We start from the raw sequence: 25,912 nt of genomic DNA on the forward strand, positions 1-25,912 counted from the left end.
GGGTGAGGCCTATTCTAATCCTCGGAGTGGACATAATAAGCGAGAACCCCAAGAGGTTTGCCGTCGTGAGCTGGTTCAACGGCAGGCTTGAGAGAAAGGGTGAGTTCACCCTCTACAGGTTAATCCGCTTCATCCAGTCCAAGAGGCCGGATATAATAGCTCTTGACAGCGTCACTGAGCTCGGCGATGATTTGCGGAAGTTTCTTCGAGCCCTTCCGAGCGGGACGAAGCTCGTCCAGGTGACCGGAAGGCCGGGAGAACAGAGAAGCCTCCAGAGTTTAGCCAAGGAGCACGGGATAAGGACCTTCGATAGGTTCGACCCCTACGAGGAGGCGAAACTTTCAGCCCTTCTCGCGAGCAAGGGTGTTGGCTACGAGGTTTTAGCTTTTGAGGACGAGGTTATAATCAAGGTAACCCGGGGAAGGAGTCACGGCAAGGGCGGCTGGAGCCAGGACCGCTATAGAAAGCGCGTCCACAACCTCGTCCGCGACAAGGTGAGGGAGATAGAGGACAGGCTCAGAAGGGCGGATATACCTTTTGACCTCGAGACAGAGGAAAAGGACTACGGTCTGGCCAAGGGGGAGTTCAAGGTCTACGCATCTAGGGAAGAGCTTGCTGGGCTGATAAAGCCCACCCGCGGCGGGGACGTCGAGGTGAGAATCCAGCCCGTTGAGAGGGCCGAACTCGGCTTTGCCCCGCTCAGGGGCGAGGAGGCGGTACGCGAGAGGAGGAGCATAATCGTCGGCATAGACCCCGGCATAACGGTGGGCATAGCCGCGATAGACCTGAGTGGAAACATAGTGGCCCTCCACAGCGAGAGGAACATGCCGGTCGGCGAGGTCTTTCGGTTCATAAGCAACGTCGGCCATCCAGTCATCGTTGCTACCGATGTGAACCCCGCCCCGGGATTCGTCGAAAAAATAGCCCGCTCCTTCAAGGCCAACCTTTTCGTTCCCAGGGAGAGCCTCCGCGTTGAGGAGAAGAATGAACTTCTCCGGAACCTAGGTATAAGCGTTGACGACGACCATCAGCGCGACGCTTTAGCGGCCGCCTATAAGGCCTACCTCCGACTGAAGCCGAAGCTTGAGCACGTTGAGGCCAAACTCCGCGAGGCAGGTTTGAGGGGAAAGGCCGACGAGGTAAAGGCCCTTGTTATACAGGGCTACAATCTCGGGGAGGCCATGCAGCGGGTTACACTGCGTGAAAGACCCAAGGAAGAAGAAGCGCCGGAGGAAAAGCCGGGCATCGATGTTACCCCGTACATAAAGCGCATCCGCGAGCTTGAACGGAGGATAGGGTTCCTTGAGAGGGAGAACGCCGAGCTGAGGGAGATAATAAAGGAGCAGCGGAAGACTATAGGCAGGCTTGAGAGAAGAATAGCGGACTACGACGAGGAAGTCAGGAGGAAGGTCCTCCGCGAGAGGGAGCTTGAGGCAAAGGTAAAGCGCATAGAGGCCCTTGAGAAGCAGCTCCGCGAAGCAAAGGCCGTGATAGAGAGGCTGAGCAGGGACCTTGTCCAGGTAAAGAGGATGAACGTGGTTGAGATTCGAGGCTCCGCCGTCCCTCTAAAGGTCATGAACGTCCTCAGCTGGCGCGAGCTCGAAAGACTGGAGCGCGAGATAGGTGTAAAGCGGGGCGATGTCCTGTTCGTGGTGAATCCCGCCGGTGCAGGGAGGGCCATAGCGGAGGAGCTGGTGGAGAAGGGGATCCGGGCGCTGATAACGGAGAAACCGGTTCCGGAGCCGGTGGCGGAGGTGCTCCGCGAGGCCCACGTGCCCTTCTTCACCTCGGAGGAGCTTGACGTCAAGCGCGTTGATGAGTTCGCTGTAGTCGAGCGGGAGACCCTCGAAAAGGCCATTGACGAACTGCTCGCCAGATGGGAAGAAGAGGATAAAGAGAAGGAGGCAGAGAGGCTCCTCCGCTTGGTGGAAGAGTACAGAATAGAGCGCATGAAGGAGCTGAGAAGAAGGGCCGAGGAGGAAAGCAAGCATAGGTAGATTTTTTAGTTTTGGCATCGAAAGACGGTAGGGTGAGCAGGATCGGGAGCGAGAGAAAAATCATCATGGCCTCGATTTTCCTCATTTTCCTCGGTCTGATCACAGCTGTTATGAACGGCAGGACTGACCACATCTACCGTACGTGGGTTGCTATCGTTGGGCTCTCTATTCCCCTAATCTTGCCGGCCAAGGTTCCCGATCCGCCGGAAAGACTTCGCCCGTTTCTTGCCCCAGTATACAACGAGGGCACCATGATGATCCTTGCGGTCTTCATAGCGGTTCATGTTTCCCTCGTCAACGTTCCCTTCACGCACTACGACCTCTTTCACAGGGACTGGAGAAACGCGGACATGATCAGCCACTTCCTCGGCGGGCTTACCCTCTGGCTGATGATCGCGGAGGTGCTCTCCGCTTTAGGAGAGAGCAGAATGAACCTCTCACGAAAAGAGCTGGTGCTCTACTCCTTCCTCATCTTCTACGCTCTGGCGATAGGCTGGGAAATTGCGGAGAAACTCAGCGAAGGCTCTATAACCTTCATCCACGAGAGCACCCTTAATAAACTCAGGGATCTGGTGATGGACACCCTTGGGGCTTTCCTCGGCCTCTGGATGTTGAGAAGAAAGAATTACCCGTTCAGTCTTCCGCGGGAATGAGCGATAGCGCTTCCTTCAGCGCCCTCAAATAATCGCCGGTTTCTTTCGCCCCCTTCTCCGTTATCCTTACGGCCGTTCTCGGTCTGTCGGCGAAGACCTTGTAAATTTCCACGTAGCCGGCCTTTTCGAGGGCTCTGAGATGTGAGTCCAGGTTTCCGGGGGTCACCTCTAGAACTTGGAGGAGCTCCTTAAAAAGAACCCTCCCCCTTGGAAGGAGGTATAGCATTATCCCTAACCTAACCGGGTTCCCGAGTGTGTGGTTCCTGCTCAGCTCTCTGAGGGCCTCCATGGTATCACCGCTCTATGGCTTTGAAGGCCGAGTAGATGTAGGCAAGTACCGCTAGTGAGAACCCCAGTCCAACCAGAAACCCGGCCCAGGCCATCGCCCCGGTTTCCATGCCCTTGGCGATGGGTATTCCAGTGGCCGGGATGAGGAACGCCGGGATTATCTCGCGCTCGATTCCGCCGTATCTGGCAAATACCAGCCACATGGCGAAGACCGAGAAGGCTATGAAGCTCAGGAATCCAACGGCCATGCTCGCCTCTGCGTTGACCCCCAGGCTCATGTGGGGTATGATTCCCCACCCCAGGATTATTCCGGTGATCCAGGAGAGGGCTATCAGAATCCCGCCCTTTCCTGAGACCTCCACTTCCCTGCCCGTGACCCGTCCGAGCCTCTGAAGACGCTTCCATACCCTCCCTGTAAAACCCATAGCAACGATGAAGGCAACGGGCCAATAAACAAGGTTGAACTGCCACGGTATGTCTGCGACTCCGATGATGGCGTAATAGAAGAGCATCACTGAGAGCCAGACTCCAAAGTTCATCGCCCCGTACATCTTCCCCGCCGCTATGAGCTTGCCCTCGACCCTCTCTAAAACGTTCTTCAGCTCCCTTACGTCCTCCATGTACCTCACCATTCGGGAATAGGGCACGGGATTATTTATAGGGTGGGGTTTCTCTGGATTTCAGAACAACTACGCGAATCCGGGAATAGGGTTAAATACTTCATCTGCTAGCATTTCTTAATGAATATGCCGTTGAACGTGGGTGGTGCACCATGGAGATTCTGAGCACTGGAATACCTCTCCTCGATGAGGCCCTTGGGGATGGGCTGATTGAGGACAGCAACCTCCTCATAATCTACGATACCTACTCCAAGGGATGGGCCCTTGCCTTTGAAATCCTTAAGAACCGCATAAAGCTTGGGGATTTTGGCGTGATAATAGACTCCGTCCTCCCGATATCCTCACTTGAGATGGAGCTAAGGGCAATCGACTTTGATTTGAAGTCTGAAGGGGAGGCAGGAAATATAGCCGTCATTGACGTCTTCTCGTCGTTTTACGGAATTGAGTATCCCCTAGACTTTGTTTACACCGACGTGAGTCTGGACGTGGGCACTTTCATTCCAAAGTACGAGAAGGTTTACCGAAAACTTCTCAGCAAGCACATACGGGACAGGCGACCGGTGGGAATCGATGTAACGATAGACGGTCTGGCCTTCCTTTTTGGAACTGAAAACTTCATCTCCACGTTCCAGAGGCTCATAGCAGAGAAGGAGAAGGCAAGAATAACCGAAAAAAGGAAGAGGCCCCTAAACATCTTTCTCCTGAACAAGGGAAGGGCGTCGGAGGAACTAGTGGCGTGGATATCCCTGTACAGCCAGTACGTGATAGAGTTCAGCTCGTCCAATGCTCCATTCGAGGAGACCATGGTTATAAGAAAATCTCCCCTCCCGGAGTTCAACCCCCTGAAAAGCCAGTACCGCTTCAGGCTTGTTGGTGGGAGGGTGGAGCTAACGCCACTTCCCGTTTGAGATTGTTTCGTTGATCTTCAACGCTGTGAGCCCGGCTAAATTCGCCGAGGAATGAAGAACAATGGCCGGGACTATGCCCCCAAGGGCGAAGAGATAGCCGGCGAACGAGCCAAGGATAAAGGCCCCAGTTACTATCAAAGTTTTTCTCTTTCTACTCCCTTCGAGGGCCATTCAGTGGGGCAGGGCAAAGAGCAAAGCCGAGAAGAGAACCACGAAGGAATTTGCGGGCGCTCCGTGTAGGCAGGGAGTATTGATAAGGTCATATGGATAACCGGGAACGCGACGCTCCAGTGGGGGTATAGTATTGAGTCGTATGCTTTCCTCGCGAAGTTGAGCTGTTTTTCAACCGCCTTTAACGCTTCACTCAGCTCCTCCATGCTCCCACCCAAGAAAAGTTGGGGTCAAAGCTTAAATACCCGGTTGGAAGTTTGTTTTCCAGACTAACCCCCGGCCCTTGCGAGTCTAAGTTTTTCCATGAAGCGCTCGATTTCCTCAGGACTACCCTCTACCAGAACCCTGTTTAGAGTTATGCCGTTTCTCTCGATTTTTCCGAGGTAGGTAAGCTTAACCTCTGCCCCGCTCTTCTCGCGTATTTCCTCGAGCTCGCTGAGGGGAATTGGCGTTTCAACAATCCTCAAGGAGGAACCTCCAGAGCGTTCAAAAGAAGATGTTAGAGCATCATTAAAAGGAGCTCCCTCGGTACAAACCATACATCGTCCTTCTTTTTCAAAGGACCATTGTATACCACAACACCGCAGGTTAACCCCGTCTTCTTCATGGTCTTGACAACTTGACGGACGCTCTTTCTCCCCCAGCCGACCTCAACCACAACTCCTGTAGTGTGTCCCTTCAAGATAAAGTCCGCACCGCCTTTTTGGGCATCGTAGTGAAGCCCCAATTTCTTCTCCTTGGCAAGCAGGTGAAGATAAAGCGCTACGGCATCCTCAAGAAGCATGCCGAGTGTTTTTGAATCCCTTTCAAAGAGTCCAAACTCGTAAAGCACCGCACTCCTGAGCATTGGTGCCAGAAACTTATACTTCGGAGTCTTTCGAGCGACTTTGCCCAAAGAACCGTAGGCCCTTACCGGGAAGATGACTTCGAGGTCCTCAAGCTTCTCAATCATTTTTTCTACAGTCGCCTTGGCAAGCCCCAAAGTTGAGCTCAAGTCATCGTATGCTAAGCTTTCGCCGGAGGCAAGAAGAAGTAACAGACCAAGAACCTTTTCCCGTGTCGTCTCAGAAAGCCCTTCTCTCACTAAATCAACTTCAACAATCTTTCTCAGTATCTCATAAGCATCTTCAAGCGGATTCCCGGAAGTTAGGTAAATGGGTAGCGAGCCTTGAATGAGGTAATCCTCAACGTCTCTTTCAGTGAACTTTAGCAGTACTCCCCTAAGCTTCTCCTCAATTCCGGAGAAATCACAGTTGAGAAATGCGCGCTTTAAAGCCATACTAAGCTCCCCGGGAATTCTTATCCCATTTTTCAGAAGCAGGTACTCGGTGAAGGTAAGAGGTGGCACCCTGAGCTTCTTGGCCCTTCTCATCAAGTCGGGGTCAAGCTTAAGGGGGAGTGAGGAAGATCCGGTAACCACAATCATGAGATTGCTCGCGGAGTCATAGAGGTCTTTCACCGTAGTCCCAAAGTTCTCATCATAATGGGCTTCGTCAATGAACAGGAAGGTTGGCTGGCTGAGCTCTTCGATTCTTTCGCCGAGGAGACGCTCGTAGGCCTGAACGAAGTCGTTCAGACTTATCCCCAACGGACGAAGCTTGTCGAGGGAGACGTAAACGAGTCTCTCCCTTGGAATTTGGGGGAGAAGCTTGAAATACATCTGGGCAAGCATGGTGGTCTTTCCAACACCACGAAGACCGTAGAGAACCAAAAGTTTGTTCTCCCGGATTTTAAGGAATAACTCGACTTCCTCTTTAAGATCCGTGAGAGGTTTCCTTTCAGGTCTTTTTTCTCCAGTTGGGGTAAATACATACTTTCTAAGCCTTGCCTCAGCCGTGTCAATGGTTCTTCTCACAATGCTCTCTACGAGTCTTTCTTCCACGGTTCTCACCTAAGCGTAGTCTATCACAATGTGATAAAAAGCTATTGTTTTATACTATCTACTTGGTATTAAATACAAGGGGAGCTGGGCTTTATTTCTCTAAACCTTTGTCACTCAACTCTAAAAGTTAATCCCTTCTCCCTGGCCTTCCTCTCCACCTGGAGTCTAAAGGCACAGGCCTTGCATATCTCCCCTGTCGTCGGCTGGCCGCATATCTTACAGCGGTTCAGCTCGCTCGTCTTTTTGGTGTAGGTCTTCGCTATCAGCGGGAAGAGCTTGTCGTAGCTCCTGAGGATCTGGTATTTGGTGCCGGGGTGTTTTTCTTCCATCTCGTTGAGCCAGTCGCGGATTTCGGCACGGAAGGCTTCGACCGCGTAGGGGCACTCGCTGAAATCAACCTCTATGTTGTTGAGGACCGCGTAGAGAACTATCTCCTTCTCGGGAATCTCACGGAGGGGCTTTATCCTGGGGACAAGCTCGGGGTGTATCTCCTCGTAGTATGGGCCCGTCCTGCCCAGTCGGGCTATGTCTCCGCGGAGGATGTTCATTATGAACATCTGGACTTCGTCATCCAGGTTATGGCCGACAGCTAATTTATCAGCTCCAACATCTTTGGCGGCATAATTGAGGAGCCATCTCCTCCACACACCGCAGTAGGAGCACGCCCCAACGCGCTCTCCCTTTTCAAAGCTCCCCATTATCTCGACGGTCTCGTCCAGGGTGAAGCCGATGTATTCTTTGAAGGAGTAGATGTGATGCTCTACCCCCAGCTTCTCGGCGTTCCTTCTGGCTATCTCAACGCTGGAAGGCCTGTAACCGGCTATGCCTTCATCTATCGTTATAGCAACCAGCTCGAAGGGGAACTTCTCGCTTAGCTTCGCCAGGAGATGCATGAGAACGACGCTGTCCTTTCCCCCGGAAACGCCGACCGCTATTCTCTCACCCTTTTCGATGAGGCGGTACTTCTTCACCGTCTCCTTGAACTTCTTCTCTACCATCTCGTTGAAGTGTTTCCTGCAGTAGTACCTCCCCGTGTAGCGCGCGTGGTAAACCGCTGGATTATTGCACTTGGAGCACTTCATGGACTCACCGATGGAAAGTCGGGACATCGTTTAAAAAGATTGGTTCCTTAGACTAAATGAGTGAGGGCCTATGATGGATGATGTTATAAAAACGGGAATCGGTGAGCTTGACACGATGCTTGGAGGTGGCCTTCTAGACGACAGTTTGGTTCTCATTCTCTACGACACGAACTCCTTCGGCTGGGTTCTGGGGGTCGAAATCTTCAGGAGTCTAGTCAACAGGAACGGCTTTGGTGTCGTCACCAATTACTCCTTTCCTATGAGTCTGTTGCAGAAATACGGCAAAATGCTTGGTTTTAATGTGAAAGAGCTTGGAGAATCGAGAAATATGGCAATAATTGACGTATTCAGTGCCGTCAACGGGATAATCTCCGACCTGCCCTTTGTGTATTCTCCGGGGGAGATCGATGCCAGCACATACCTCCCGAAGATGGTTTCTGTGTATCATGAGATACTCCGAGAAATCGGGGAGAGAAAACCCATTGGACTCACCATAACCCTTGACGGATTCGCTTATCTCTTCGGGGAAGAATCCGCCATGAAGCTCCTCCAGAGGAATCTGGTGATGAAGGAGTCCGCCAGGATCACGGAGAGGAGAAGGAGACCGGTTAACATATTCCTCCTCAACCAAGACAGAGTCTCAAAGCGCTTTATATCCTGGATATCTCAGTACGCGGAGCATATAATAGAATTCACCCACGGAGAGGCACCGGGGGTTGAGAAGATGGTCGTGAGGAAGTCCCTGCTACCAGAGTTTGAACCGTGCACCGCCGAATTCCGGTTCTCGAAGGGAAAAATAAGGATAATCCCGGAGAGGCTGGAGGTTTAGCTCAGCCGACCAAGTTCGCCAGTGCGGGCCAGAGGTTAAGGGCCAGCAGGAACAGGCCCACTCCGATTGTGAAGTACCTCACGGGCTTGGCGACCTTCTCCGGAAGGTACGTCTTGACCACGTCGTCGAGCATCCTTCCTCCATCGAGGGGCACGAGCGGGAAGAGGTTCATCAGACCGATCCCTATGTTGAGCACGTATATCCAGTAGAACGTGAAGAACAGCGGGAGCACCATGTTCTCGTAGCCGATTTTTGATACCACGTGCTGGGCTGGATAGATGCCTATGTAGCCCTTCTCCGGATCCTCTGGATGCGCTCCGAGCTTCAGCTGGAGGTTCAGTTCCTCCCCGTTGCGCAGAACTGTAAGCGTCACGACTTGGCCAGGTTTGGTGGTGTTCATGAAGTTGATGAAGCTGTCCATGTCCTTTATCTGCTGCCCGTCCATTGCTATTATAACGTCCCCCTTCTGGAGCACACCGAAGGCTGGGCCATCCTCTAGGATGCCCGAGACAAGAATCCCAGCGGGCTGAAGAACGGGGGTTATGGCGAAGTTTATTATTAGGAGTGCCAGGAGGGCAGTTGCTATGTTTGCAAGGGAGCCAGCGCCGTAAACACGGAGCCTTGAGCGGAGAGGAGCTTTTTCGAGTGCCTCCTCGTCCGGCTCAACGAACGCACCCGGAATCACGGCAAGAAGAACAAGTCCCACCGATTTTAACGGCAGGTTTTCGGCCCTGGCCACTATTCCATGGCTCAGCTCGTGGACGACCATAACGACGGCAAGTGCTATCAGGCCGTACCAGAGAGGTATTGTAACGCCCGGGATGACCAGCTGAACGCCAGCCTGCTCGCCGCCGGTCTGAACCGTTTTCATGGCGGTTTTAAGGAGCGCGTAGAAGACGTAGGCCATACCTGCAAAGCCGAGAACTATCCCGACATCGGCGTAAACCTTCCAGAAGCGCCGGGCTTTTTTGGCTATTGCGTCTATCAAACCCAGCAGTCTCTTCGTTCTCCACATCGCGACGAACATATCGACGGTGAGGCCCTCTTCTCTCTCCTCTCTCCTTCCGAAGAGGGCGTAGAGGACTATCCAGAACACTGCGATGCCGAGTATGATTGCTATGAGGGTGGTGTTCATTTGGGTCACCTAACTCCAAAATCATCAGTTTGATTTATAAATTCTTGCCTGGATATTGTGTGATAGAGCTTGGAATAATATTGATGACTTTCAATGACTCCACACTAAGTAACCGGGGGATTTACATGGTTGGGAGGGTGATTATTTTTTCGCAGACGTTTCCACCGGAAAAAGGAGGTAACTCTTCTAGGATGGGAGATCTTTATAAATACTTAACTGAATTCGGGATAGAAGTTATTGTTATTTCGGCAGTTGAAACATATCCCTTTGGGGCGTTTCCCCGGAAGTTCAAATTGATCAAGAGAGACAGAAATATTATTCGGCTGTTCACGTATCAGCCGAAGAAAGATGCGTCGAGCATTGAGAGAGTTTTGTATTACACTATCTTTCCGTTCTTGGCTAGCGTATGGTTAATTGTTAATAAAAATACTTCTGATATTATTTTGATAACTACTCCACCACCTCAGTTATATTTAGTTGCATTTATTGGTAAACTACTTGGAAAGAAAGTTGTTGTTGATGTTAGAGACATGTTTTTAGATGTTAGTATTAATTTGGGCTTTATAAACCGTGGAAGCTTAGTTGAGAGAATATTTAGATTTCTAGAATCGAAAGCTCTCCAAAAAGCAGACGCTGTAACTCTTGTTACTCCAAAGATAAGGCGCCAATTAGTTGAGAAATATGGAATAGATCCTGCTAAATGTTATGTAATTCCTAATGGTGTGGATTTGGAGATATTTAAGTGCAACAAATCAAAAAGAAAACTCCAAATGGTTTACACAGGACACTTTGGACATGCTCAAGATTTTGGGACATTTTTGGAAGGATATGCACTTTTAAAAGAAAATGAGAGAGTGCCTCTAATCTTGGCAGGTGGGGGAGAAACACTTGGTGATGTATTGAAAAACGCTGAAAAGCTGGGGATTGCTAAATGGATAGAACATGTTGGAGTGCTACATAGGAAAGAAGTTGTTAAGTTGCTATGCTCCTCTTCTATTGGAGTCGCTCCAATAAAAGTGGATGAAAGTTTGAAATATGCTATTCCATCAAAAATCTACGAGTATTTAGCGTGTGGCTTGCCGTTTATTGGAGTTGGTGTTGGCGAGATAAATAAAATTGCAGAAGAAAGCGGGGCTGGATGCGTAGGAAGAACCCCAGAAGAAGTTGCTGAGTGCATTATAAAACTTTTAAACTCAAATCTTAAAAAACTAAGGATTCGAGCTCTTAGATATATTAAAAGGTTCAGCAGAAAAAACTCTGCTAAGAAGTTCCTCATAATATTGAACTCTCTGAGGGAAGAAACATGAAAACAAAAATTGCTGAGTACTTGAAAGCACTATTGAAAAACACTGAGAAATATTTAGTGATTGAAGACGAGATTGCTTACATAAAAGACCCCGTTTTTTGGATAGTGAGACACAGAGTTAGTGCTGAGTACTTGAAGTCCGTAATTAGGTTGTATGGGCACCGTAAAAGAGGTATTATTGAGAGGATTGTGCGTTTTCTGTTATTCCGTCAGAACTCAAACGGGTCGTGGAACGAAATTCATCCTAATTACAACCAAGAATCGGCTCTCGTAACATCTTTTGTTGGAGAAGCATTGCTTTTGGCGCTACCATATTTAGAGGGTGAGCTGAAAGAAAGAACAGAAAATGCTCTGTGGAAAGCGAGGAATTATGTTCTATCAAGCGAGATTAGGGGGGGATATTTCCTTAAGTCTAAGCTCTACACCGCTGACTATCTTAATGTTGATGCAACCTGTGGGGCATTCTTAGCTCAGTATTACAAAGTTTTTGGAGATAAAGAAGCGTTAGGAGGTGCAAAGAGAGCTGCGAGAAGAGTGTGCACATTTCAAGAAAAAGATGGGGCATTTCCATATGCAGTGAATAGAGGAAATGAGAAATATCCATTGAATGTTCCATGTATTCACTACCAAGGTGTTACACTCTATTACCTCTCAAAGGTTCAAGAAGTTATTCGGGAAGAGTGGCTTAAGGAGTGTATGCTCAAGGGAACGCAATGGCTCTTGAACGTTCAAAGAAATGATGGAAAATTTGATTGGTCAAAGAGCGGTTTGATGTTTGCTTATTATCTTACGGGAGCTTATGCATTTGGAATTGCATCTTTTGTGTACACATCTCAATGGGATGAGAAATATTTGGAGAATGCGACAAAACTATTGCCAATTTTGAGAGAGAACACTCCAAATATAGTCCTTAGATGGGAGAAAGGAAAGTGGAGAGATTTCCCAAGAGATGTAGCTGTTTCATTTAAGAGTGCTTGGCTTGAGAGTTATCCTGTGAAACACAAGCTGTTTAGACTTGGTTATGCTGTCTATAGGCAGATTGCAAGGAGAAGGTTCTCTGAAGATGTTAGGGAAGATATGATATTCAAATCTGTAACAAAGCTTTTTGGAATAAAGGCCTCAACAGTTGAGCCTTCTAAGAACTTCCCTGACATGTTCATGACATCTGAAGTTTTGGATTGTTTAAGTTATGCATTAACATTTTTAAAAGGTGGGATTCCATGAAGACGCTTCCCTATTATCCTACCGCTCTCCTGCGATACATAATAGAAACCGCCGTAAACGATTCCCACATCCTTCTCGAGGGCGTCGAATTTCTTTACCTGGAGGTTTAGTCTGTTGGGGAGCCATTCGTCGTCATCGTCGAGGAGAGCGATAAATTTTCCTCGTGCTTTCTTGATACCTGTGTTCCTGGCAATTGGCCCCCCTGAGTTCCTCTTAAGCCGTACATACCTGATGCGTCCATCTTCAAAGCTTTCAACAACTTTTGGGGTGCTATCTGGGGACGCGTCATCGACGACTATCAATTCAAAGTCTTCAAACTCTTGATTAAGCACGCTCTCTATGGCCCTTTTCAGGAGCTTGGCACGGTTGTATGTTGGAATAATAACCGAGACCAAAGGTCTACTCATGACTAACCTCCTGGATAATCTGTCCCATTAGGGATATAATCTCTTCCCTCAACTCTTCATGGGCCAAACTGAGCTCAATATTGGCCCTCACAAAACCCAACCTGCTTCCAACGTCGTATCTTTTTCCAGTTATCTCTTTTGCGAACATTGGCTGAGGTAGTAGGACTTTAAGGGCGTCTGTGAGTTGTATTTCTCCGCCTTTGCCGGGGGGAGTCTCCCTGAGCGCGTCAAAAATCTCCGGAAACAGAACGTACCTACCAATGATGGCAACATTACTCGGTGCTTCACTTGGAGAAGGCTTCTCAACCAGGTTATTCACCCTATAGAGTCCATCACCGATTTTTACGCCCTCCACTATACCGTACCTGCTCACAAGTTCTTGAGGAACTCTCTCAACCCCAATAACGGGCGCTTCTTTCTCCCGGGCAACTTCAATCAACTGCCCTATCCCAGGCTTCTCGCTCACGATTATGTCATCGCCTAAGAGGACGGCGAAGGGCTCGCCGTTAACGTGCTTCTCCGCGTGAAGTATCGCATCCCCAAGCCCGAGAGGCTTCTTCTGCCTCACATAGTAAATGTCGACCATCTCCCCAATCTCTTCAACCTGCTTGAGCTCCTCAAGCTTGCCCTTTTCTCGCAGGTAGTACTCCAGCTCGAAACTCCTGTCAAAGTAGTCCTCTATAGTGCGCTTCCCCTTTCCGGTGATTATAAGAATGTCATCGATTCCAGCTTTTATTGCTTCTTCAACAACGTAATGGATTACCGGCTTGTCCACTATCGGGAGCATTTCCTTGGGCATTGACTTGGTTATTGGAAGCATTCTCGTGCCAAGGCCGGCAGCGGGAATAACCGCCTTCCTAATCCTCACCAGCACACCCCCTCGTAAACCTTAGCGGTTTTTTCGGCAGCTTTCACGCGTCTCCCATCAACCACTATCTTCCCAGAGTAATCCAACTCTTCAAACTCCTTCCACTCGGTAACTATTAAGATTACATCGGTCGCATCAAGAACTTCACGGGGAGAGTTGGCATAAGTTATTTTCTCGCCAATATCGGGGTAGAACTTTCTGAAGTTCTCCATGGCTTGGGGATCGTAGGTTATAACTCTAACCCCCTCTTCGAGGAGCTTTTTGATGACGGGGTAAGCCCTCGTCTCCCTCACGTCGTCAGTGTCTGGTTTGAATGCTAAACCAAGAACTCCCACGGTCTTTCCTTTAATCTCTGGAACGTGCTTTTTGATGAGTTCAATCAGTTTTAACGGCTGCCTCTCGTTCACTTCAACTACAGCCTTCAGGATTAAGGGCTCTTCACCAAGCTCTTCCGCCTTTCTTATCAATGCCCTCGTATCTTTCGGGAAGCAGGAACCACCCCAGCCGATGCCAGTCCTGAAAAAGTGGGGGCTAATCCTGTGGTCCAATCCAACGCCTTCAAAGACTTTCCACGAGTCAATGCCGAGCTTTTTGCAGATGTTTCCAATCTCGTTGGCGAAGCTTATTTTGGTTGCAAGGAAAGCGTTTGACGCGTACTTAATCATTTCGGCGGTTTTAATGTCCGTTAAGAGTTTTGGCGCGTTTATTGGCTCGTAGAGCTTTTCTAAAACTCCTTTCGTCCTCTCGTCCTGGACTCCAATGACTACCCTGTCCGGGTTGAGGAAATCCCTGAGTGCCACGCCCTCCCTCAGGAATTCGGGGTTCATCGCGAGGCCAAAATCCCTGAATGCTTTCTTACCCGAGTGCTCTTCGATTAGGGGTTTGACGACCTCTTCCGTCGTGCCCGGCAGGACCGTGCTCTTCACGACGATAACGTGGTACGAGTCCTTCTCCTTGAGTGCTTCCCCGATTGCCTTCGCCGCTGACTCGACGTACTTCAAGTCTATCGAGCCGTCCTCTCTTGATGGTGTTCCCACGGCTATGAATGTAACGTCTGAGTTGAGGATTGCCTCGCGGTAGTCTTTTGTTGCGTAATACTTTCCCCTAAACTCTTTCATGAGTTCTTCGAGGCCCTCCTCGTAGATTGGAGGCTGAGCGTTGTTTGTCATTGTGATTTTTCTCTCATCAACGTCCACGAATATGACTTCATTTCCCAGCTTGATGAAACCCATTCCCGTAACGAGACCAACGTAACCAGAGCCGATGACCGAAACCTTCATAATCTCCACCTTTCTCAGGTTTGCATTGAAGGATATAAATTTAGCGAGAGGGGAACTATGGGGAACAAGAAAATCGTAATGACCCTTTCGAATCCATTTAAGGTTGATCCCCGGGTGTATAAAGAAGCTAGAACCCTTGTGAAATATGGATATGAGGTTACAATACTTGCGTGGGATAGAGAGGGTATCCATTCTGAAAATGAGGAGATAGAGGGAATACACGTTAAAAGGATCAGGGTCAGATCCAGATATGGGTCTATCTTGAGTTTTTTGGTTTCTTTACCAGTATTTTACCTAAAAGCACTCTCGTCATTGTTGAAAATGGACTTTGATGTAATCCATACCCATGATTTTGATACAGCTTTTCTTGGAGCTGTTCTTAAACTTCTCCGAAAAAAGAAGTGGGTTTACGACATCCACGACATATACTTTACTAGGATCTCTCTACTCAAAGAGAAAAGCTCACACGGTTTTATCCAGCGTTTTCTGCATTTCCTGGAGGTAACTTTTGCAAAGTGGGCAGATATCGTTATAGTTGTCACTAAGTCCATGGGGGGAAGTCATGAAGGCTTCAAGGAATTCTATGTCTCCTCTGGGGTTCTCCCTAACAAAATAAAGGTTGTTTGGAATACTCCAATGCATTCAATGTTCTCCCATTACCCCCGTTTGAACCTGAAAAAAAGCAACCGCCTAACCGTGGGTTATATTGGATCAATAAGAACCGTTAGCAACTTTGTGCCCCTATTTGAAGTTGCAAGAAAAAGAGGATACAAACTTCTCTTTGTTGGGGGTGGAAAATCTCAAAGGGATGTTGAAAAACTAGCGAAGAATTACCCTGAGGTTGAGGTCGAGTTCACAGGTAATGTTCCATACGAGCTTATACCCAACTACTATAATCTCTGTGATGTCCTGTATTCATATTTTCCGCCTACGGAGAACGTGAAGAGAACGATAACCGTTAAGGTTTTTGAGAGCGCTTTTCTTGGGGTGCCCTCCATAGTCAACGGGGACTCTCTCATGGAGGATTTTGTGACTATCTATCGGTGTGGTGTTCCTTTAGAGGGACTCACCCCAGAAAAACTTGAGAGGGCCATTGAAAAAGCCAAAGATTTAAAATTTAGTGTGAGACCTTTCCGTGAGAAATGGGTGTGGGAAAGGCAGGAGAAGAAAATAATCAAAATATACAAACAGGTGGTAGAATGAAGGGTACATTTGGAGATAAAAACCTGCTTGTGATCTCAAACGGATTTCCTACTAGGGAGTATCCACTCCAGCCCTTTGTGAAAGGTAATGTGGACGCTCTCAAAGAGTATTTTAACGAAATTTATGTAATATCACCTCAACCAGTTGGTTATAGGAGAACGTTGCGGGACTATGAATATGATAATGTCCGGATATATTACCCCAGATTCTTCCATATCCCTGTGGAGTTCTTTAGAAAAAGACTTGGAGATAACTTCTTCAAGGCTGCTTTGAAGGTTATCACCGGTGAAAAGCTTGAGTTTGACCTCATTCATGCCCATTTCACTTGGCCGAGCGGGTATGCTGGAGCCTTACTCAAAAGGGAATTTAATGCTCCTTTAATTATCACAGCCCATGGCTATGACGTTTATGAGGTTCCATTCCGTAGCGGGGAATGGTTTGAGAAAATCAGGTTTGCACTGAATTCTGCAAATCACATAATCACTGTCAGTAAAAGCAACTTTCAGATACTTACAGAAAATCTTGGTGTCCCAAAAGACAAATTAAGCGTGATTCCGAATGGGTTTGATTCTAACTTATTCAGGCCCATGGACAAATTCGAGGCAAGGGTAACTCTCGGGATACCTCGAGATAAAAGGGTGTTGCTAAACGTTGCAAATTTGGTTCTTGTTAAAGGTCACAGGTACCTCATAGAATCAATCAGGAAAATAGCGGGTGTTGAAAAAAACGTGGTGCTCTATATTGTGGGCAATGGTCCGTTAAGGAAAGGTCTGGAGGCTCAGATTAGGGGGCTTAACCTTGAGGGGATAGTCAGGCTTGTAGGTGCTCGGCCTCATTCTGAGATTCCACTTTGGATGAATGCCGCTGATCTTTTTGTCCTGCCGAGCTTGAATGAGGGCAATCCAACGGTTATGTTTGAGGCTCTTGGAGTTGGTTTACCCTTTGTTGGCACGGCTGTTGGAGGGGTTCCAGAGATTGTAGCCTCTGAGGATTATGGTTTATTATGTCCACCTGCTGATCCGGAGTGCCTTGCAGAGAAAATTTTAATAGCCCTCGATAAGGAGTGGGACGGGGATAAGATAAGGAGATATGCGGAACAGTTTACATGGGGGAAGATAGCTAAGGAAATTTTAGAGACTTATAATATCTTGTGGAGGGGTTAACTGTGGTGAATATCCTTCTTGTTAAAACATGGAAAATTAATATTGGAAATGAAATAATAGAAAACGGTGCAAAAGCATTGGTTAATCATGCAGTTCCTGATGCTGTGATTTATGAGTTTAGTTCATATATGTTACATGTAGGGTACTCTAAATATTCATACAGTTTAGCGCGTAATCTTGAGTTAAAGCTAAAACGAAGTGATGTTGAAAAGTCCGTTCCTGAATATTGGTCTGCTCCCTTTAAACTACCTGTTTCGTTAATTAAAGAATCTTCAATTGATGTTGCTATTCTTCCAGGGTGCATTCTTGATAAATTTTCATTGCCTAGGCTTGCCCCCATATTGTATGAGCTGAAAAAACGTAATATCCCAATCATTCTTTTGGGAGTGGGAGGTAATGATTATTCGGAGAATACAGCCAGCTATGTCAAAAGAATACTTTATCAAGTAAAGCCAATTGCAATAATAACTAGAGATATAAAAGCTTATGAAATTTATTCCACAGAATCATACATTAAGTATATATTTAATGGGATTGATTGTGGGTTCTTCATCAATGACTGGCACACTCCTCCAAAAAGTAATAAAGGGTTTGTAGTTTTGACATTTGATAAAATGATTTCCAGAGGGATTGAACTTGAAAAGGAGTTCATATCCCAAGGAATGCCTGTTATTAATGTAACCCATAGGCCTTTTAACTACTTATATTTAACAATCTTTGCCGACATTTTTTCCCGAACATTTATTGAATTTTCGCGTAATTTTCTCGCAAAAAGAGGATTATTAGCATCGGATCCAAACTTTCTAAAGAGAGAGAATATTTTCATGTCTGATAACATTGAAGATTATCTTTTCTTATATAGTAACGCTTTAGAGGTACATTCTGATCGGGTTCATGCAATTGTTGCATCGACTTCTTTTGATACTCCTTCGTGGTTCTATTTTAAGACTCCACGAGCGTTTTTGTTTGAAAATGCAGGGCTTTACGTTAAGGAGGATCATTCAGTTCATGTGAAGAAAGGAACTTTAACTCGGAGAAAAAAAGAAATGGTAAGTTTGTTACGTGATATCTTGGATGATCTCAAAAGATACCAATAACGCCGCTCCCTGACTCACCACCGTCGCCACCGCCGCACCGGTAGCCCCATAGTGGAGTATGAGGATGTAGTTAAGCACTACGTTGAGCAGGGCTGTAAAGCCAGTTATCTTGGTAAAGGTAAGCTCCCTTCCTGTGGCGTTCATGTAGCTCCCGAAGAGGGAGTTCAGGAACATGAAGGGGATTGCAAATGCTAAAATCCTCAGCACTGGGATGCTCTCCAAAAACTTCTTCCCGAATACGAAGAGGATTCCGGGCTTTGCGAAAAGATAGTATCCTGCAGTGCCGGCAAGGCCGAGTAGGAGTAAAACCTGAAAGCTCTTCTTGAACAGAACTTTGAGGGTTTTTTGATCTTCCTTGTGCAGTCTCGCCATGGAGGGTAGTGTTGTTGGTATCACGACGTTGGGAACTAGCATCGCAACCTGAATCCACATGTAAGCCGCCCGGTAAATTCCCGTCTCATAATCTCCCCTGAGAAGGTTTAGCATCACCATGTCCGTGCGGTAGTAGATGAGCGTGAAGAGCCCAATCAGCCAGAAGGGGTAGGACTTCCTGAGGAGGTTCGCCCATTCTGCTGGACGGAACCTAACCACAATCTTTCCCGGAACGAAGCTGAGGCCCCACCTTATCCTGAGGAGTTCCCTTATTATGTATCCGACCAGAAGAACTGCCACGAACGGAGAAAGCTCTTTAAAATACCACAGGACAGCTCCACCAATGAAGAAGGCCCAGACCCTCTCGACGGTTCTCGCTATGGCCTCGTACTTGGTGACCTCATGGGCGTAGGTTATCCGAACAAAGAGATAGGATATCCAGGTTAGCATTGCTTCCGCTCCTGCCAGAACTATGAGGAGCTTTATCCATTCGGGCTTGGGGAGGAAGAGTGTTATAAGAACTATTATCCCGAAGTTGAGGATTGCTAGGACTATCTTGAAGCCGAGGACATCGGGCAACAGCTCTCCGAGTTTTGATTTATCCCTTGCAACTTCCCTCATGAAGTAGAAGCCAACTCCGAGGTCTGAGAATATCCCCAGCAGGCCAACGTAGTAGAAGATGAATGAGTACTGGCCGAGCCCGTCTGGGCCGAGCGTTCTGCTCAAGAGGACTATTATTCCATAGGCTAGGAGTTTTGAAAATATCTCCGCACCAAAGAGCCAGCCGGCGTTTTTTATCAGCCTCAGTTTCAAGCTCTCCGACATCGAGTTTAGAATGCCTTTGGGATACAAAAACCTTTGGGCAATTATTTTAAGCTCCCACGAGAACAGTCAACCGCGATGATGATTGATGGGCGAACCGACCGATGAGGAAGGAAAGGTGATCGCTGAGCAGTTTAAGTTTCTTCCCCTTCTTCAGTGATTTTTGAGAGCTCTTCAAGTGAGCTTAGTAGAACTATCCCTTCTCCACTGCACGCTTCTGCAAAATCGCTGTCAAAGGAAATAAGATACTTAACTCCATAAAACTTGCAAGTTGCTAGAATAATGGCATCGTTTGGTAGTAGGCCGTATTTCGCCATATATTCGACGGCGAGCGTCTCGACGCTTCGGTTTATCTCAAGCTCTGTGAAAATTTCAAAGGATTTCAAAAAGTCCTTGAGTTCAGTTTGATGAGTCCTAACGAGTTCAGGTTTGTGCTTGAGGGTATACGGCCTTTCCCCTGTCAAGGCTCTGAGACTATGAGTGATTCGCTGAAGACAATGCTATTTGAGTACAGAACATTAAACCTCTCCCTTACCTCTAAAATGTCGAGGTTGCCCGTTAAGTGTTCTATAATCACGTTTGTGTCCACAAAGGCACCCAAACCGTCCATTCGTCCTCTACCTCTCTGAGGATCTTCCTGAGGTCAATTCCTTTAAATCTCCCATGAAGTTTCTTGGCCGCGTATTCGATTTCTATTTCCCTTTCGACGATTCGTTTTATTCTGGCCATGTCAATACTCCTGAGGATCTCGTCGGGAATGTTAAGCTCGACCGTTACCTTTCCCATTCTCCCACCACATTAGATTACGGAGGCAATGGTAAATAACGTTTTTGTCAGCTCGTGCTTGCTTTTTGAATTAATTTTTTAAGGCCCATCTCCAACCTTTTTCGGGATGATGAGTTCAGCCTTACCTGAGGCTCGTGATGATGGAGTGACGGACTGACCACGTTGCTCACTTCTGGTTTTTTCGATTAACCTAATAAAATTGGAAAACCTAATAAGGTTTGGTTCCAACGTCAGTTTGAAAAGTTTTAAATATTGTGTGCATATGCACAAAATTGTGGTGATACTGTGGAGGAGATATACAGGCCCATATGGGTCAGCATCCTTGGCAATGTCCTCCTTTCCCTGCTCAAGCTAGCAGTGGGTTTCATGTATTCCAGCATCGCCCTTATCTCGGACGGAGTCCACTCCCTGAGCGATGTCATAACGAGCATCATAGGCTACGCGGGGATAAGGATCTCCTCGAAGCCCCCTGACAAAAGCCATCCATTCGGCCACTCCCGCTTTGAACCCCTGGTGGCCTTCTTAATCGGTGAGGCGCTCCTCATAGTCGCCTACGAGATAGGTCGCGATGCCGTTTACAGAATCATTGAAGGTGGAACAATAGAGGTAAGCTCCATAATGCTCGGCGTCACGGTTCTCTCCATTCTCTCCAAGGAGGCCATGTTCCGCTATTCGGTTTACGTTGGAAAAAGGCTCAACAGCCAGATACTCGTAGCTGACGCTTACCACCACAGGAGCGACGCTCTGAGCAGCGTTGCGGTTCTCGTTGGTCTCGGAGCCCAAAAACTCGGCTTCCAGTACGGCGATTCCCTTGCCGGTCTGGTGGTGGCCGCGTTTCTTGTGAAGGTCTCGATAGGGATAATCCTTGAGAATGTCCGTTACCTGACCGGCCAGGCCCCGCCCTTTGAGGTCTGCGAGAGGATAAAGAAGACTGCCCTTGGCGTTCCCAAAGTTCTCGGCGTTCACGACCTGAGGGCCCACTATGTTGGGAACAAGCTCCATGTTGAGCTCCACATTGAAGTCCCGGAGAGCCTTTCCCTCAAGGAGGCCCACGACGTCAGCGAGGAGGTCAAGAAGAGAATAGAGGAAATCCCAGAGGTGGAGGTCGCCTTTGTCCACGTGGACATAAAGGGGGTTACGGAGTAAACTCAAGGATCCTTCTCATTGACTCCTGGATCTCTTTCATCTTGTGTTCCTTCAGGAGGCCTATCCTCTTGATTATAAGCCGTTTGTTTATCGAGAATATCACGTACGGCTTGACGATGCTTGGAATTATTGGCTTCGTCCCAGGGTATCTCTAGACATCTTCATCGGAGATCTGGACGTTCAGTTCCTTGAAACCGCTTTTTAGATTGGAGGTTATCTGAAGGACGATTACAGCGTTGCTTATTGAGTTGAACTTTTCGCTGGAGACTATCAGGGCGGGCCGGGTTTTGGCCCTTCTCAGGTCGTTAAAGGGAAACGGGAGGAGCACTATCTCCCCTCTTTTGAGCATGGTTTCACCTCAGTAGTCATCCCAGAAGCGATCGCTCTCGCTTTCCCAGTCTTCCTTGAGGGTCTCCTCGACGGCCCTGAGAATCCACAGCTCATCCTCGCGAAGTCTCTCCTTGACGTTTCTGATGTAGTATCTTATGGCCTCTTTTATAAAGTCGCTCCTGTTGCTGAACAGACCCTCTTCAACGAGTCTGTCTATCTCCCTGGCGAGCTTGGGGGAAGTCTTACGGAAACCTTAACCCCTGTCGCCAATAATCTCACCTGTGGAATAGTTTGTCCGACACATTTAAAAAGCTTTCACCACTCCCCTCAAATCCTCCAAAAACGCCTCCAGGTGCTCTTTCTTAACGTGGGGCATCATAACTATCCTGACGTAACCGCGGTGCGCGCTTATACCCCAGCCACGCCTTTTCAGCTCCTCCTCCACTTCCTTAAGGTTCTCGGTTCCGAAGGAAACGATGTTGAGAACCGGTTCGCGGATGAGGTAAACGCCGGGAATCCGCTTCAATTCGGAGGCGAACCATCTGCTAAGCTCCATTGCCCTCCTCACGATCTCCTTGTAGCCTTCGAAGCCCAGGTGCTTTATCATTGCCCACACGGCTAATGCACTCGCACCCGGCCGGGTTCCCGTTATAGTGGCCTGCCACACCTTCCCCCCAGCTAAGTATGGCGCGGGAACGCTTATCGCCTCAAGGAATCTCTTTTCCCTGAAGATTATCCCCCCGGCAGGAATGGGCACCATGCCCATCTTGTGGGGGTCTATGGTTATGCTCTTCACACCCTTCAGCCGGAAGTCAAAGTCTGGAATCTTGTAGCCGAGCTTCTTTGCGAAGGGTATCACAAGGCCGCCAAAGGCGGCATCCACGTGGAGAGGAAGGCCATACTCCAGGGCCAGGTCACTCAGAGCGGGAATGTCGTCTACCACACCCAACCCGGTGGTTCCGGCGATGCCGACGATTCCTATGGTGTTGTCCGTGATTTTAGCCTCGACGTCCTTAACGTCGACGGAGTAATCCTCTCTCAGCTTCGCCCAGACGAGTTTCACCCCAAGCATCTCGCTCGCCTTCAGGAAGGAGAAGTGGGCACTCGCGGGGAGGATCAGTTCAGGGTTCTCCGTCTTGGCGATGTTCCGGAAGGCCCTCACAGCTAAAATGTTCGCCTCGGTTCCTCCAGAAACTATGTGGCCGTAGCCCCTTTTTAGACCTAAGAGCTCTGAGAGCATTCCCACGGCCTCGTCCTCGACCCTCTGGCTGCCCACATGCAGGCCCGGATCGCCGAGGTTCCTGTCTATGTAGCGCCTCACTACTTCAATGGCAAGGGGGTGAGGGTATGTGCACATCGAACCGAGTATCCGCCCTGAATCAAATGTAAGGTCGGGGGACGTTTTTTCCTCAAGCTCCTCAAGAACCTCTTTTTCACTCGCGCCTCTCCTCGGGAACATCCTCTCACCAGCCGGGCACTACTCATCCCGTATGAATTTAAGCTTTTGCCCTCTGGATATAGGCCTTGAAGAATAACGGGGTTGTCAGTGCGGTAAGCATTGAGACGGCTATAACGCTGGCGAAGAGGACCTGGTCTATCAGTCCAGCACTCAGACCAAAGGTGAGTATGGCCAGCTCCAGGCTCCCCCTTCCACCCATTCCGATTCCCACGAGGATTGAGTCCCTCCAGCCGAGGCCGAAGAGCCGGCTCCCCAGGCCGCAGCCGAGGAGCTTCCCGAGAACCGCGGACAGATAAAGGGCCGCTATGAGGCTCAGGCTTATGTCCGTGAGAGGTGGGTTGAACATCAGCCCCACGTAGATGAAGAACAGCGGTATGAAGAACTCAGTGAGGACCACCTGGAGGTCTTCAATCAGCTCGTTCAGCTTTATCCTCGTGACCACGAGTGGGTCCTTCCTCTCGCGGAGTCTGCTTATCGTGAGTCCCGCCAGGTAAGCGCCGATTATCTGGTTGAGGCCAGCCTTCTCCGCTATGATCGCGAGCGCAAAGGTCAGGATGAGGGTGAAAGTGAAGAATACGTTCAGGTTCCTGACTATCGAGTAGAACCACTTGGCCCTTTTGAAGATGTACTCTGAGATGAGAAGCGTTGCGGCTATGAATGCGAATATCTTAACCGTTAGTATTCCAAAGGAAGCCGCGTCGAGCCCTCCTCCCGCCAGAGCGGTGATTATACCTATGAGGTAAACCGCCATTATGTCGTCGGCAAACGCTGCCCCCATGAGTATCGATGAGACCTCTCTCCTCACACGTTCCTTCACGAGTACGCCGCTCGTCACCTCTATCGCCGTGTTGCCGAGGGTTATTCCTATGAATATCGCCGCAGTTGTACCCTTCCCGAAGTAGAGCACCGTGAGAAAGCCCAGTACAAAGGAGAACGCGACTCCGAGGCTGGCAACCACCACGGCCTTCTTGGTGTTCTGGGCTATCGCCGCGAAGTTGCTGGTGAGCCCCATGTAGAGCATCATCATTATCAGGCCAAACCTTGCCAGAACTCCCAGCTCCTCGCTCGGCTCTATGAGGCCCAGGACGAAGGGACCGAGGAGTATTCCAGTCAGCACGTGGGCTATTATCGGGTGTATCTCGACCTTTTCGAAGAGCCACTCGATGCTCTTCGCAACCACCAAGAGAATTGCCAGGGCCAGCAAGAAGTCCACGTCATCCCCTCCTCATGAGCAGAGCCCCTATCACCCAGAGCGCCATCAGGATTATCGCCAGTATAATTGCCATTCCAGCGGCACCTCTGCTCGTTCCGAAGACTATCGGTATGGGTCCTATCATTATGACCCCGCCGCTTTCCACCTCACCCTCGCCGCCAAGGGCCGAGATGACCGTTCCAATAAAGACTAGCAAGAATCCGAGCATTATCATTCCCATGCCCGTCATTATGAGCAGGCTTCCCTTGTCCATACGTTGGAGACTTTCCCCTCATCTTTTAAAACTTAACCCAAAGGATTTAAATCCCGGGAAAGGATTCTCTAATATGCTTGTGCTCGTTGATCTCGACGATACCCTGTGCAACACGTGGGAGGCCGGGAAGTACACGATACTCCGTCTTATCCCCTTTCTGCTAAAACGGAGGAAGTTTAAGGCTTTCTTCTACATACTCACCGCCCGTTACCGCGAGCTGGAGCAGTCGCGTGAGTTTCACATGATGGACCTGGATAAAATCGTGGAGAACCTCTTGGAGAAAGTCTACGCCAAAATCTCTCCCAGGGAGCTTGAGGAGATGCAGGAGCTTATAGACAGGGTGTTCTTCTCAAACCTTCGGCTCTTCCCGGACGCGGTGCCTTTCCTTGAGGCGCTGAAACGCATGGGGGCGAAGGTGGTTCTCGTGACTGACTCCTCAACCCGGTGGCAGAGGAAGAAGCTCGAATACCTGGGCATAAAGGACTATTTCGATGCCCTCATAATAAGCGGCGAAACCGGCCACAGCAAGCTCGACCCTCACAACTTTCGCCTAGCCAGGCGGCTCTTTCCGCACGAGGACGAGGTTTACATGGTGGGCGACAGGGACGATACCGACATGAGGGGCGGGAAGGAGATAGGGGCCACCACGATACTTGTTCAGAGGGGATATTTCAAGGGGAGGCGCCCCAAGCACGCCGATTACGTTGTGGGGAACCTCACGGAGGCTCTGGAGGTGATAAGGAATGAGCATGAAAAGCGAGCTGAAGCGTAAGTCCCTCCACCTCACAGGCCTGCTGGTTCCGATCTCCTACCTGCTCTTTGGGCGGGATCTCACACTAACGTTCATTGGCCTTGCGTTCTTCATCTTCGTTGTGCTCGAACCCTTCAGGATAATCGAGGAGCTGAGGGACAACATAAAAAGGAGGCTCAAGATATACGTGGACAACGATGTCATGGAGCGCATGGAGGTTCTCGAGAAGCAGATCGACGAGATAACCAGAAGTCACGAGCGCTATCGCGTGGCGGCGCACATATACTTTGCCGCGGCGGCCTTCATAGTGGTCTATTTCTTCCCAGAGGAGATCGCTATCGGCGCCATAACCATCGCAACCGTTGGAGATGCTTTGGCGGCCATAATAGGGAAATCCCTGGGTAGACACCGCTTCAGCAATGGGAAGAGTCTGGAGGGAAGCCTTGCCTACTTCCTCTCCGGCGTGGTCATCCTGTACCCCCTGGTCGGCCCCCTTCTGGCGGTTCTTGGGTCATCTGCCGGGGCTCTGGTAGAGTTCTATGGGTTGCCCCCCGGGAAGTCTCCCGAGGATCAGCTTGACGACAACTTCTCTAACCAGCTTGCTATCGCCATAGTCCTGTATCTTTCGAGCCTCTTGTTTGTTTGATGAAAAAGGTTTATATGCTTT

At 49.0% G+C, this 25,912-nt stretch carries 29 protein-coding genes and 1 pseudogene; 12 read left to right on the top strand and 18 right to left on the bottom strand.

All coding sequences use genetic code 11. The features are described from left to right. Positions 1-2 precede the first annotated feature (2 nt). Positions 3-1,997, top strand: coding sequence for a DUF460 domain-containing protein (locus E3E25_RS08790; RefSeq protein WP_167892921.1), 1,995 nt, complete (start codon positions 3-5; stop codon positions 1,995-1,997). Positions 1,998-2,029: 32 nt separating this feature from the next. After that, the gene (locus E3E25_RS08795) at positions 2,030-2,650 is read left to right on the top strand and encodes a hypothetical protein (RefSeq protein WP_370456672.1); all 621 of its coding nucleotides are present in this window, start codon (positions 2,030-2,032) and stop codon (positions 2,648-2,650) included. Here E3E25_RS08795 and E3E25_RS08800 read toward each other — a convergent pair. Beyond that, a complete protein-coding gene (locus E3E25_RS08800) occupies positions 2,631-2,939 on the bottom strand; it encodes a transcriptional regulator (RefSeq protein WP_167892922.1) in 309 nt (102 codons plus the stop codon). The two genes, E3E25_RS08795 and E3E25_RS08800, sit on opposite strands and share 20 nt — an antisense overlap. A gap of 4 nt (positions 2,940-2,943) precedes the next feature. Then, complete coding sequence (locus E3E25_RS08805) at positions 2,944-3,570, bottom strand: hypothetical protein (RefSeq protein WP_370456673.1); 627 nt, start codon at positions 3,568-3,570, stop codon at positions 2,944-2,946. A 140-nt stretch (positions 3,571-3,710) separates the two neighbouring features. On the opposite strand from E3E25_RS08805, the gene E3E25_RS08810 reads away from it, so the two are divergent. Further along, positions 3,711-4,466, top strand: coding sequence for a hypothetical protein (locus E3E25_RS08810; protein ID WP_167892923.1), 756 nt, complete (start codon positions 3,711-3,713; stop codon positions 4,464-4,466). Positions 4,467-4,600: 134 nt separating this feature from the next. Here E3E25_RS08810 and E3E25_RS08815 read toward each other — a convergent pair whose 3' ends face one another. The 4 genes from E3E25_RS08815 to E3E25_RS08830 all read right to left on the bottom strand — a co-directional run bounded on the left by E3E25_RS08815 (position 4,601) and on the right by E3E25_RS08830 (position 7,601). Then, positions 4,601-4,843 carry a hypothetical protein gene (locus E3E25_RS08815; RefSeq protein WP_167892924.1) on the bottom strand — a complete coding sequence of 81 codons (243 nt, stop codon included), beginning with the start codon at positions 4,841-4,843 and terminating at the stop codon, positions 4,601-4,603. Between the two features lie 63 nt (positions 4,844-4,906). After that, positions 4,907-5,104: a TIGR04140 family protein gene (locus E3E25_RS08820; RefSeq protein WP_240910803.1), complete on the bottom strand. Its 198-nt coding sequence runs from the start codon at positions 5,102-5,104 to the stop codon at positions 4,907-4,909. 32 nt (positions 5,105-5,136) lie between these two features. Next, a complete protein-coding gene (locus E3E25_RS08825; protein ID WP_370456674.1) occupies positions 5,137-6,528 on the bottom strand; it encodes an ATP-binding protein in 1,392 nt (463 codons plus the stop codon). A gap of 101 nt (positions 6,529-6,629) precedes the next feature. Then, positions 6,630-7,601 carry a TIGR00269 family protein gene (locus tag E3E25_RS08830; protein ID WP_167892926.1) on the bottom strand — a complete coding sequence of 324 codons (972 nt, stop codon included), beginning with the start codon at positions 7,599-7,601 and terminating at the stop codon, positions 6,630-6,632. Positions 7,602-7,674: 73 nt separating this feature from the next. Between E3E25_RS08830 and E3E25_RS08835 the strand changes: the two genes are divergently transcribed. Then, positions 7,675-8,430, top strand: coding sequence for a hypothetical protein (locus E3E25_RS08835; RefSeq protein WP_167892927.1), 756 nt, complete (start codon positions 7,675-7,677; stop codon positions 8,428-8,430). Position 8,431: 1 nt separating this feature from the next. On the opposite strand, the gene E3E25_RS08840 is transcribed toward E3E25_RS08835, so the two are convergent. Next, entirely contained in the window at positions 8,432-9,565 is a 1,134-nt protein-coding gene (locus tag E3E25_RS08840) for a site-2 protease family protein (protein ID WP_167893157.1), read from the bottom strand. A 59-nt stretch (positions 9,566-9,624) separates the two neighbouring features. Between E3E25_RS08840 and E3E25_RS08845 the strand changes: the two genes are divergently transcribed. Both E3E25_RS08845 and E3E25_RS08850 read left to right on the top strand, forming a co-directional pair. Beyond that, the gene (locus E3E25_RS08845; protein WP_167892928.1) at positions 9,625-10,872 is read left to right on the top strand and encodes a glycosyltransferase family 4 protein; all 1,248 of its coding nucleotides are present in this window, start codon (positions 9,625-9,627) and stop codon (positions 10,870-10,872) included. Next, positions 10,869-12,095, top strand: a complete 1,227-nt coding sequence (locus tag E3E25_RS08850) for a prenyltransferase/squalene oxidase repeat-containing protein (protein WP_167892929.1) — start codon at positions 10,869-10,871, stop codon at positions 12,093-12,095. The genes E3E25_RS08845 and E3E25_RS08850 overlap by 4 nt, the downstream gene beginning before the upstream one ends. On the opposite strand, the pseudogene E3E25_RS08855 reads toward E3E25_RS08850, so the two are convergent. From E3E25_RS08855 to E3E25_RS08865, 3 genes and pseudogenes are all read right to left on the bottom strand, one after another. Continuing rightward, a pseudogene (locus E3E25_RS08855) lies at positions 12,095-12,502 on the bottom strand (glycosyltransferase family 2 protein); the annotation flags it as partial. The gene E3E25_RS08850 and the pseudogene E3E25_RS08855 sit on opposite strands and share 1 nt — an antisense overlap. Then, the gene (gene galU / locus E3E25_RS08860; protein WP_167892930.1) at positions 12,495-13,370 is read right to left on the bottom strand and encodes a UTP--glucose-1-phosphate uridylyltransferase GalU; all 876 of its coding nucleotides are present in this window, start codon (positions 13,368-13,370) and stop codon (positions 12,495-12,497) included. The gene galU and the pseudogene E3E25_RS08855, both read right to left, overlap by 8 nt. Further along, complete coding sequence (locus E3E25_RS08865) at positions 13,367-14,650, bottom strand: UDP-glucose/GDP-mannose dehydrogenase family protein (protein WP_167893158.1); 1,284 nt, start codon at positions 14,648-14,650, stop codon at positions 13,367-13,369. Before E3E25_RS08865 ends, galU begins: the two co-directional genes overlap by 4 nt. A 57-nt stretch (positions 14,651-14,707) precedes the next feature. On the opposite strand from E3E25_RS08865, the gene E3E25_RS08870 reads away from it, so the two are divergent. The 3 genes from E3E25_RS08870 to E3E25_RS08880 are packed head-to-tail and all read left to right on the top strand — an operon-like array spanning position 14,708 to position 18,113. Then, positions 14,708-15,853, top strand: a complete 1,146-nt coding sequence (locus tag E3E25_RS08870; protein ID WP_167892931.1) for a glycosyltransferase family 4 protein — start codon at positions 14,708-14,710, stop codon at positions 15,851-15,853. Beyond that, entirely contained in the window at positions 15,793-17,016 is a 1,224-nt protein-coding gene (locus tag E3E25_RS08875; protein WP_240910804.1) for a glycosyltransferase family 4 protein, read from the top strand. Before E3E25_RS08870 ends, E3E25_RS08875 begins: the two co-directional genes overlap by 61 nt. Before the next feature lie 2 nt (positions 17,017-17,018). Further along, a complete protein-coding gene (locus E3E25_RS08880; protein ID WP_167892932.1) occupies positions 17,019-18,113 on the top strand; it encodes a polysaccharide pyruvyl transferase family protein in 1,095 nt (364 codons plus the stop codon). Here the strand turns inward: E3E25_RS08880 and E3E25_RS08885 are convergent. The 3 genes from E3E25_RS08885 to E3E25_RS08895 all read right to left on the bottom strand — a co-directional run bounded on the left by E3E25_RS08885 (position 18,075) and on the right by E3E25_RS08895 (position 20,093). After that, positions 18,075-19,310, bottom strand: coding sequence for a flippase (locus E3E25_RS08885; protein ID WP_167892933.1), 1,236 nt, complete (start codon positions 19,308-19,310; stop codon positions 18,075-18,077). The genes E3E25_RS08880 and E3E25_RS08885 overlap by 39 nt on opposite strands. Positions 19,311-19,441: 131 nt before the next feature. Next, on the bottom strand, positions 19,442-19,771 hold the full coding sequence (locus E3E25_RS08890) for a PIN domain-containing protein (protein WP_240910805.1): 330 nt from the start codon (positions 19,769-19,771) through the stop codon (positions 19,442-19,444). 109 nt (positions 19,772-19,880) lie between these two features. After that, on the bottom strand, positions 19,881-20,093 hold the full coding sequence (locus E3E25_RS08895) for a hypothetical protein (protein ID WP_167892934.1): 213 nt from the start codon (positions 20,091-20,093) through the stop codon (positions 19,881-19,883). 285 nt (positions 20,094-20,378) lie between these two features. On the opposite strand from E3E25_RS08895, the gene E3E25_RS08900 reads away from it, so the two are divergent. Further along, positions 20,379-21,239, top strand: a complete 861-nt coding sequence (locus tag E3E25_RS08900; protein ID WP_167892935.1) for a cation diffusion facilitator family transporter — start codon at positions 20,379-20,381, stop codon at positions 21,237-21,239. A gap of 151 nt (positions 21,240-21,390) precedes the next feature. Here E3E25_RS08900 and E3E25_RS11515 read toward each other — a convergent pair whose 3' ends face one another. The 5 genes from E3E25_RS11515 to E3E25_RS08925 form a co-directional block, all read right to left on the bottom strand. After that, positions 21,391-21,588: a type II toxin-antitoxin system PemK/MazF family toxin gene (locus E3E25_RS11515; RefSeq protein WP_206204691.1), complete on the bottom strand. Its 198-nt coding sequence runs from the start codon at positions 21,586-21,588 to the stop codon at positions 21,391-21,393. A 9-nt stretch (positions 21,589-21,597) separates the two neighbouring features. Beyond that, on the bottom strand, positions 21,598-21,786 hold the full coding sequence (locus E3E25_RS08910; protein ID WP_370456683.1) for a CopG family transcriptional regulator: 189 nt from the start codon (positions 21,784-21,786) through the stop codon (positions 21,598-21,600). 87 nt (positions 21,787-21,873) lie between these two features. Further along, positions 21,874-23,028: a tyrosine decarboxylase MfnA gene (mfnA, locus tag E3E25_RS08915; protein WP_167892936.1), complete on the bottom strand. Its 1,155-nt coding sequence runs from the start codon at positions 23,026-23,028 to the stop codon at positions 21,874-21,876. A 37-nt stretch (positions 23,029-23,065) separates the two neighbouring features. Continuing rightward, positions 23,066-24,241, bottom strand: coding sequence for a cation:proton antiporter (locus E3E25_RS08920; RefSeq protein ID WP_167892937.1), 1,176 nt, complete (start codon positions 24,239-24,241; stop codon positions 23,066-23,068). Between the two features lies 1 nt (position 24,242). Further along, positions 24,243-24,494 carry a DUF131 domain-containing protein gene (locus E3E25_RS08925; protein WP_167892938.1) on the bottom strand — a complete coding sequence of 84 codons (252 nt, stop codon included), beginning with the start codon at positions 24,492-24,494 and terminating at the stop codon, positions 24,243-24,245. A 73-nt stretch (positions 24,495-24,567) separates the two neighbouring features. Between E3E25_RS08925 and E3E25_RS08930 the strand changes: the two genes are divergently transcribed. Both E3E25_RS08930 and E3E25_RS08935 read left to right on the top strand, forming a co-directional pair. Next, positions 24,568-25,266, top strand: coding sequence for an HAD family hydrolase (locus E3E25_RS08930; protein WP_167892939.1), 699 nt, complete (start codon positions 24,568-24,570; stop codon positions 25,264-25,266). Further along, positions 25,238-25,891 carry a diacylglycerol/polyprenol kinase family protein gene (locus tag E3E25_RS08935; RefSeq protein ID WP_167892940.1) on the top strand — a complete coding sequence of 218 codons (654 nt, stop codon included), beginning with the start codon at positions 25,238-25,240 and terminating at the stop codon, positions 25,889-25,891. Before E3E25_RS08930 ends, E3E25_RS08935 begins: the two co-directional genes overlap by 29 nt. Positions 25,892-25,912 lie beyond the last annotated feature (21 nt).

The sequence above is a fragment of the Thermococcus sp. MAR1 genome (assembly GCF_012027305.1).
Lineage (GTDB): Archaea > Methanobacteriota_B > Thermococci > Thermococcales > Thermococcaceae > Thermococcus.

Coding starts and splice junctions, on each gene's coding strand:
- E3E25_RS11515 (WP_206204691.1), bottom strand. CDS start 21,588: ATGCTCAAAAGAGGGGAGATAGTGCTCCTCCCGTTTCCCTTTAACGAC.
- E3E25_RS08935 (WP_167892940.1), top strand. CDS start 25,238: ATGAGCATGAAAAGCGAGCTGAAGCGTAAGTCCCTCCACCTCACAGGC.
- E3E25_RS08930 (WP_167892939.1), top strand. CDS start 24,568: ATGCTTGTGCTCGTTGATCTCGACGATACCCTGTGCAACACGTGGGAG.
- E3E25_RS08870 (WP_167892931.1), top strand. CDS start 14,708: ATGGGGAACAAGAAAATCGTAATGACCCTTTCGAATCCATTTAAGGTT.
- E3E25_RS08805 (WP_370456673.1), bottom strand. CDS start 3,570: ATGGTGAGGTACATGGAGGACGTAAGGGAGCTGAAGAACGTTTTAGAG.
- E3E25_RS08895 (WP_167892934.1), bottom strand. CDS start 20,093: ATGGGAAAGGTAACGGTCGAGCTTAACATTCCCGACGAGATCCTCAGG.
- E3E25_RS08875 (WP_240910804.1), top strand. CDS start 15,793: ATGGGTGTGGGAAAGGCAGGAGAAGAAAATAATCAAAATATACAAACA.
- E3E25_RS08800 (WP_167892922.1), bottom strand. CDS start 2,939: ATGGAGGCCCTCAGAGAGCTGAGCAGGAACCACACACTCGGGAACCCG.
- E3E25_RS08815 (WP_167892924.1), bottom strand. CDS start 4,843: ATGGAGGAGCTGAGTGAAGCGTTAAAGGCGGTTGAAAAACAGCTCAAC.
- mfnA (WP_167892936.1), bottom strand. CDS start 23,028: ATGTTCCCGAGGAGAGGCGCGAGTGAAAAAGAGGTTCTTGAGGAGCTT.
- E3E25_RS08830 (WP_167892926.1), bottom strand. CDS start 7,601: ATGAAGTGCTCCAAGTGCAATAATCCAGCGGTTTACCACGCGCGCTAC.
- E3E25_RS08925 (WP_167892938.1), bottom strand. CDS start 24,494: ATGGACAAGGGAAGCCTGCTCATAATGACGGGCATGGGAATGATAATG.
- E3E25_RS08835 (WP_167892927.1), top strand. CDS start 7,675: ATGGATGATGTTATAAAAACGGGAATCGGTGAGCTTGACACGATGCTT.
- E3E25_RS08885 (WP_167892933.1), bottom strand. CDS start 19,310: ATGTCGGAGAGCTTGAAACTGAGGCTGATAAAAAACGCCGGCTGGCTC.
- E3E25_RS08865 (WP_167893158.1), bottom strand. CDS start 14,650: ATGAAGGTTTCGGTCATCGGCTCTGGTTACGTTGGTCTCGTTACGGGA.
- E3E25_RS08810 (WP_167892923.1), top strand. CDS start 3,711: ATGGAGATTCTGAGCACTGGAATACCTCTCCTCGATGAGGCCCTTGGG.
- E3E25_RS08840 (WP_167893157.1), bottom strand. CDS start 9,565: ATGAACACCACCCTCATAGCAATCATACTCGGCATCGCAGTGTTCTGG.
- E3E25_RS08850 (WP_167892929.1), top strand. CDS start 10,869: ATGAAAACAAAAATTGCTGAGTACTTGAAAGCACTATTGAAAAACACT.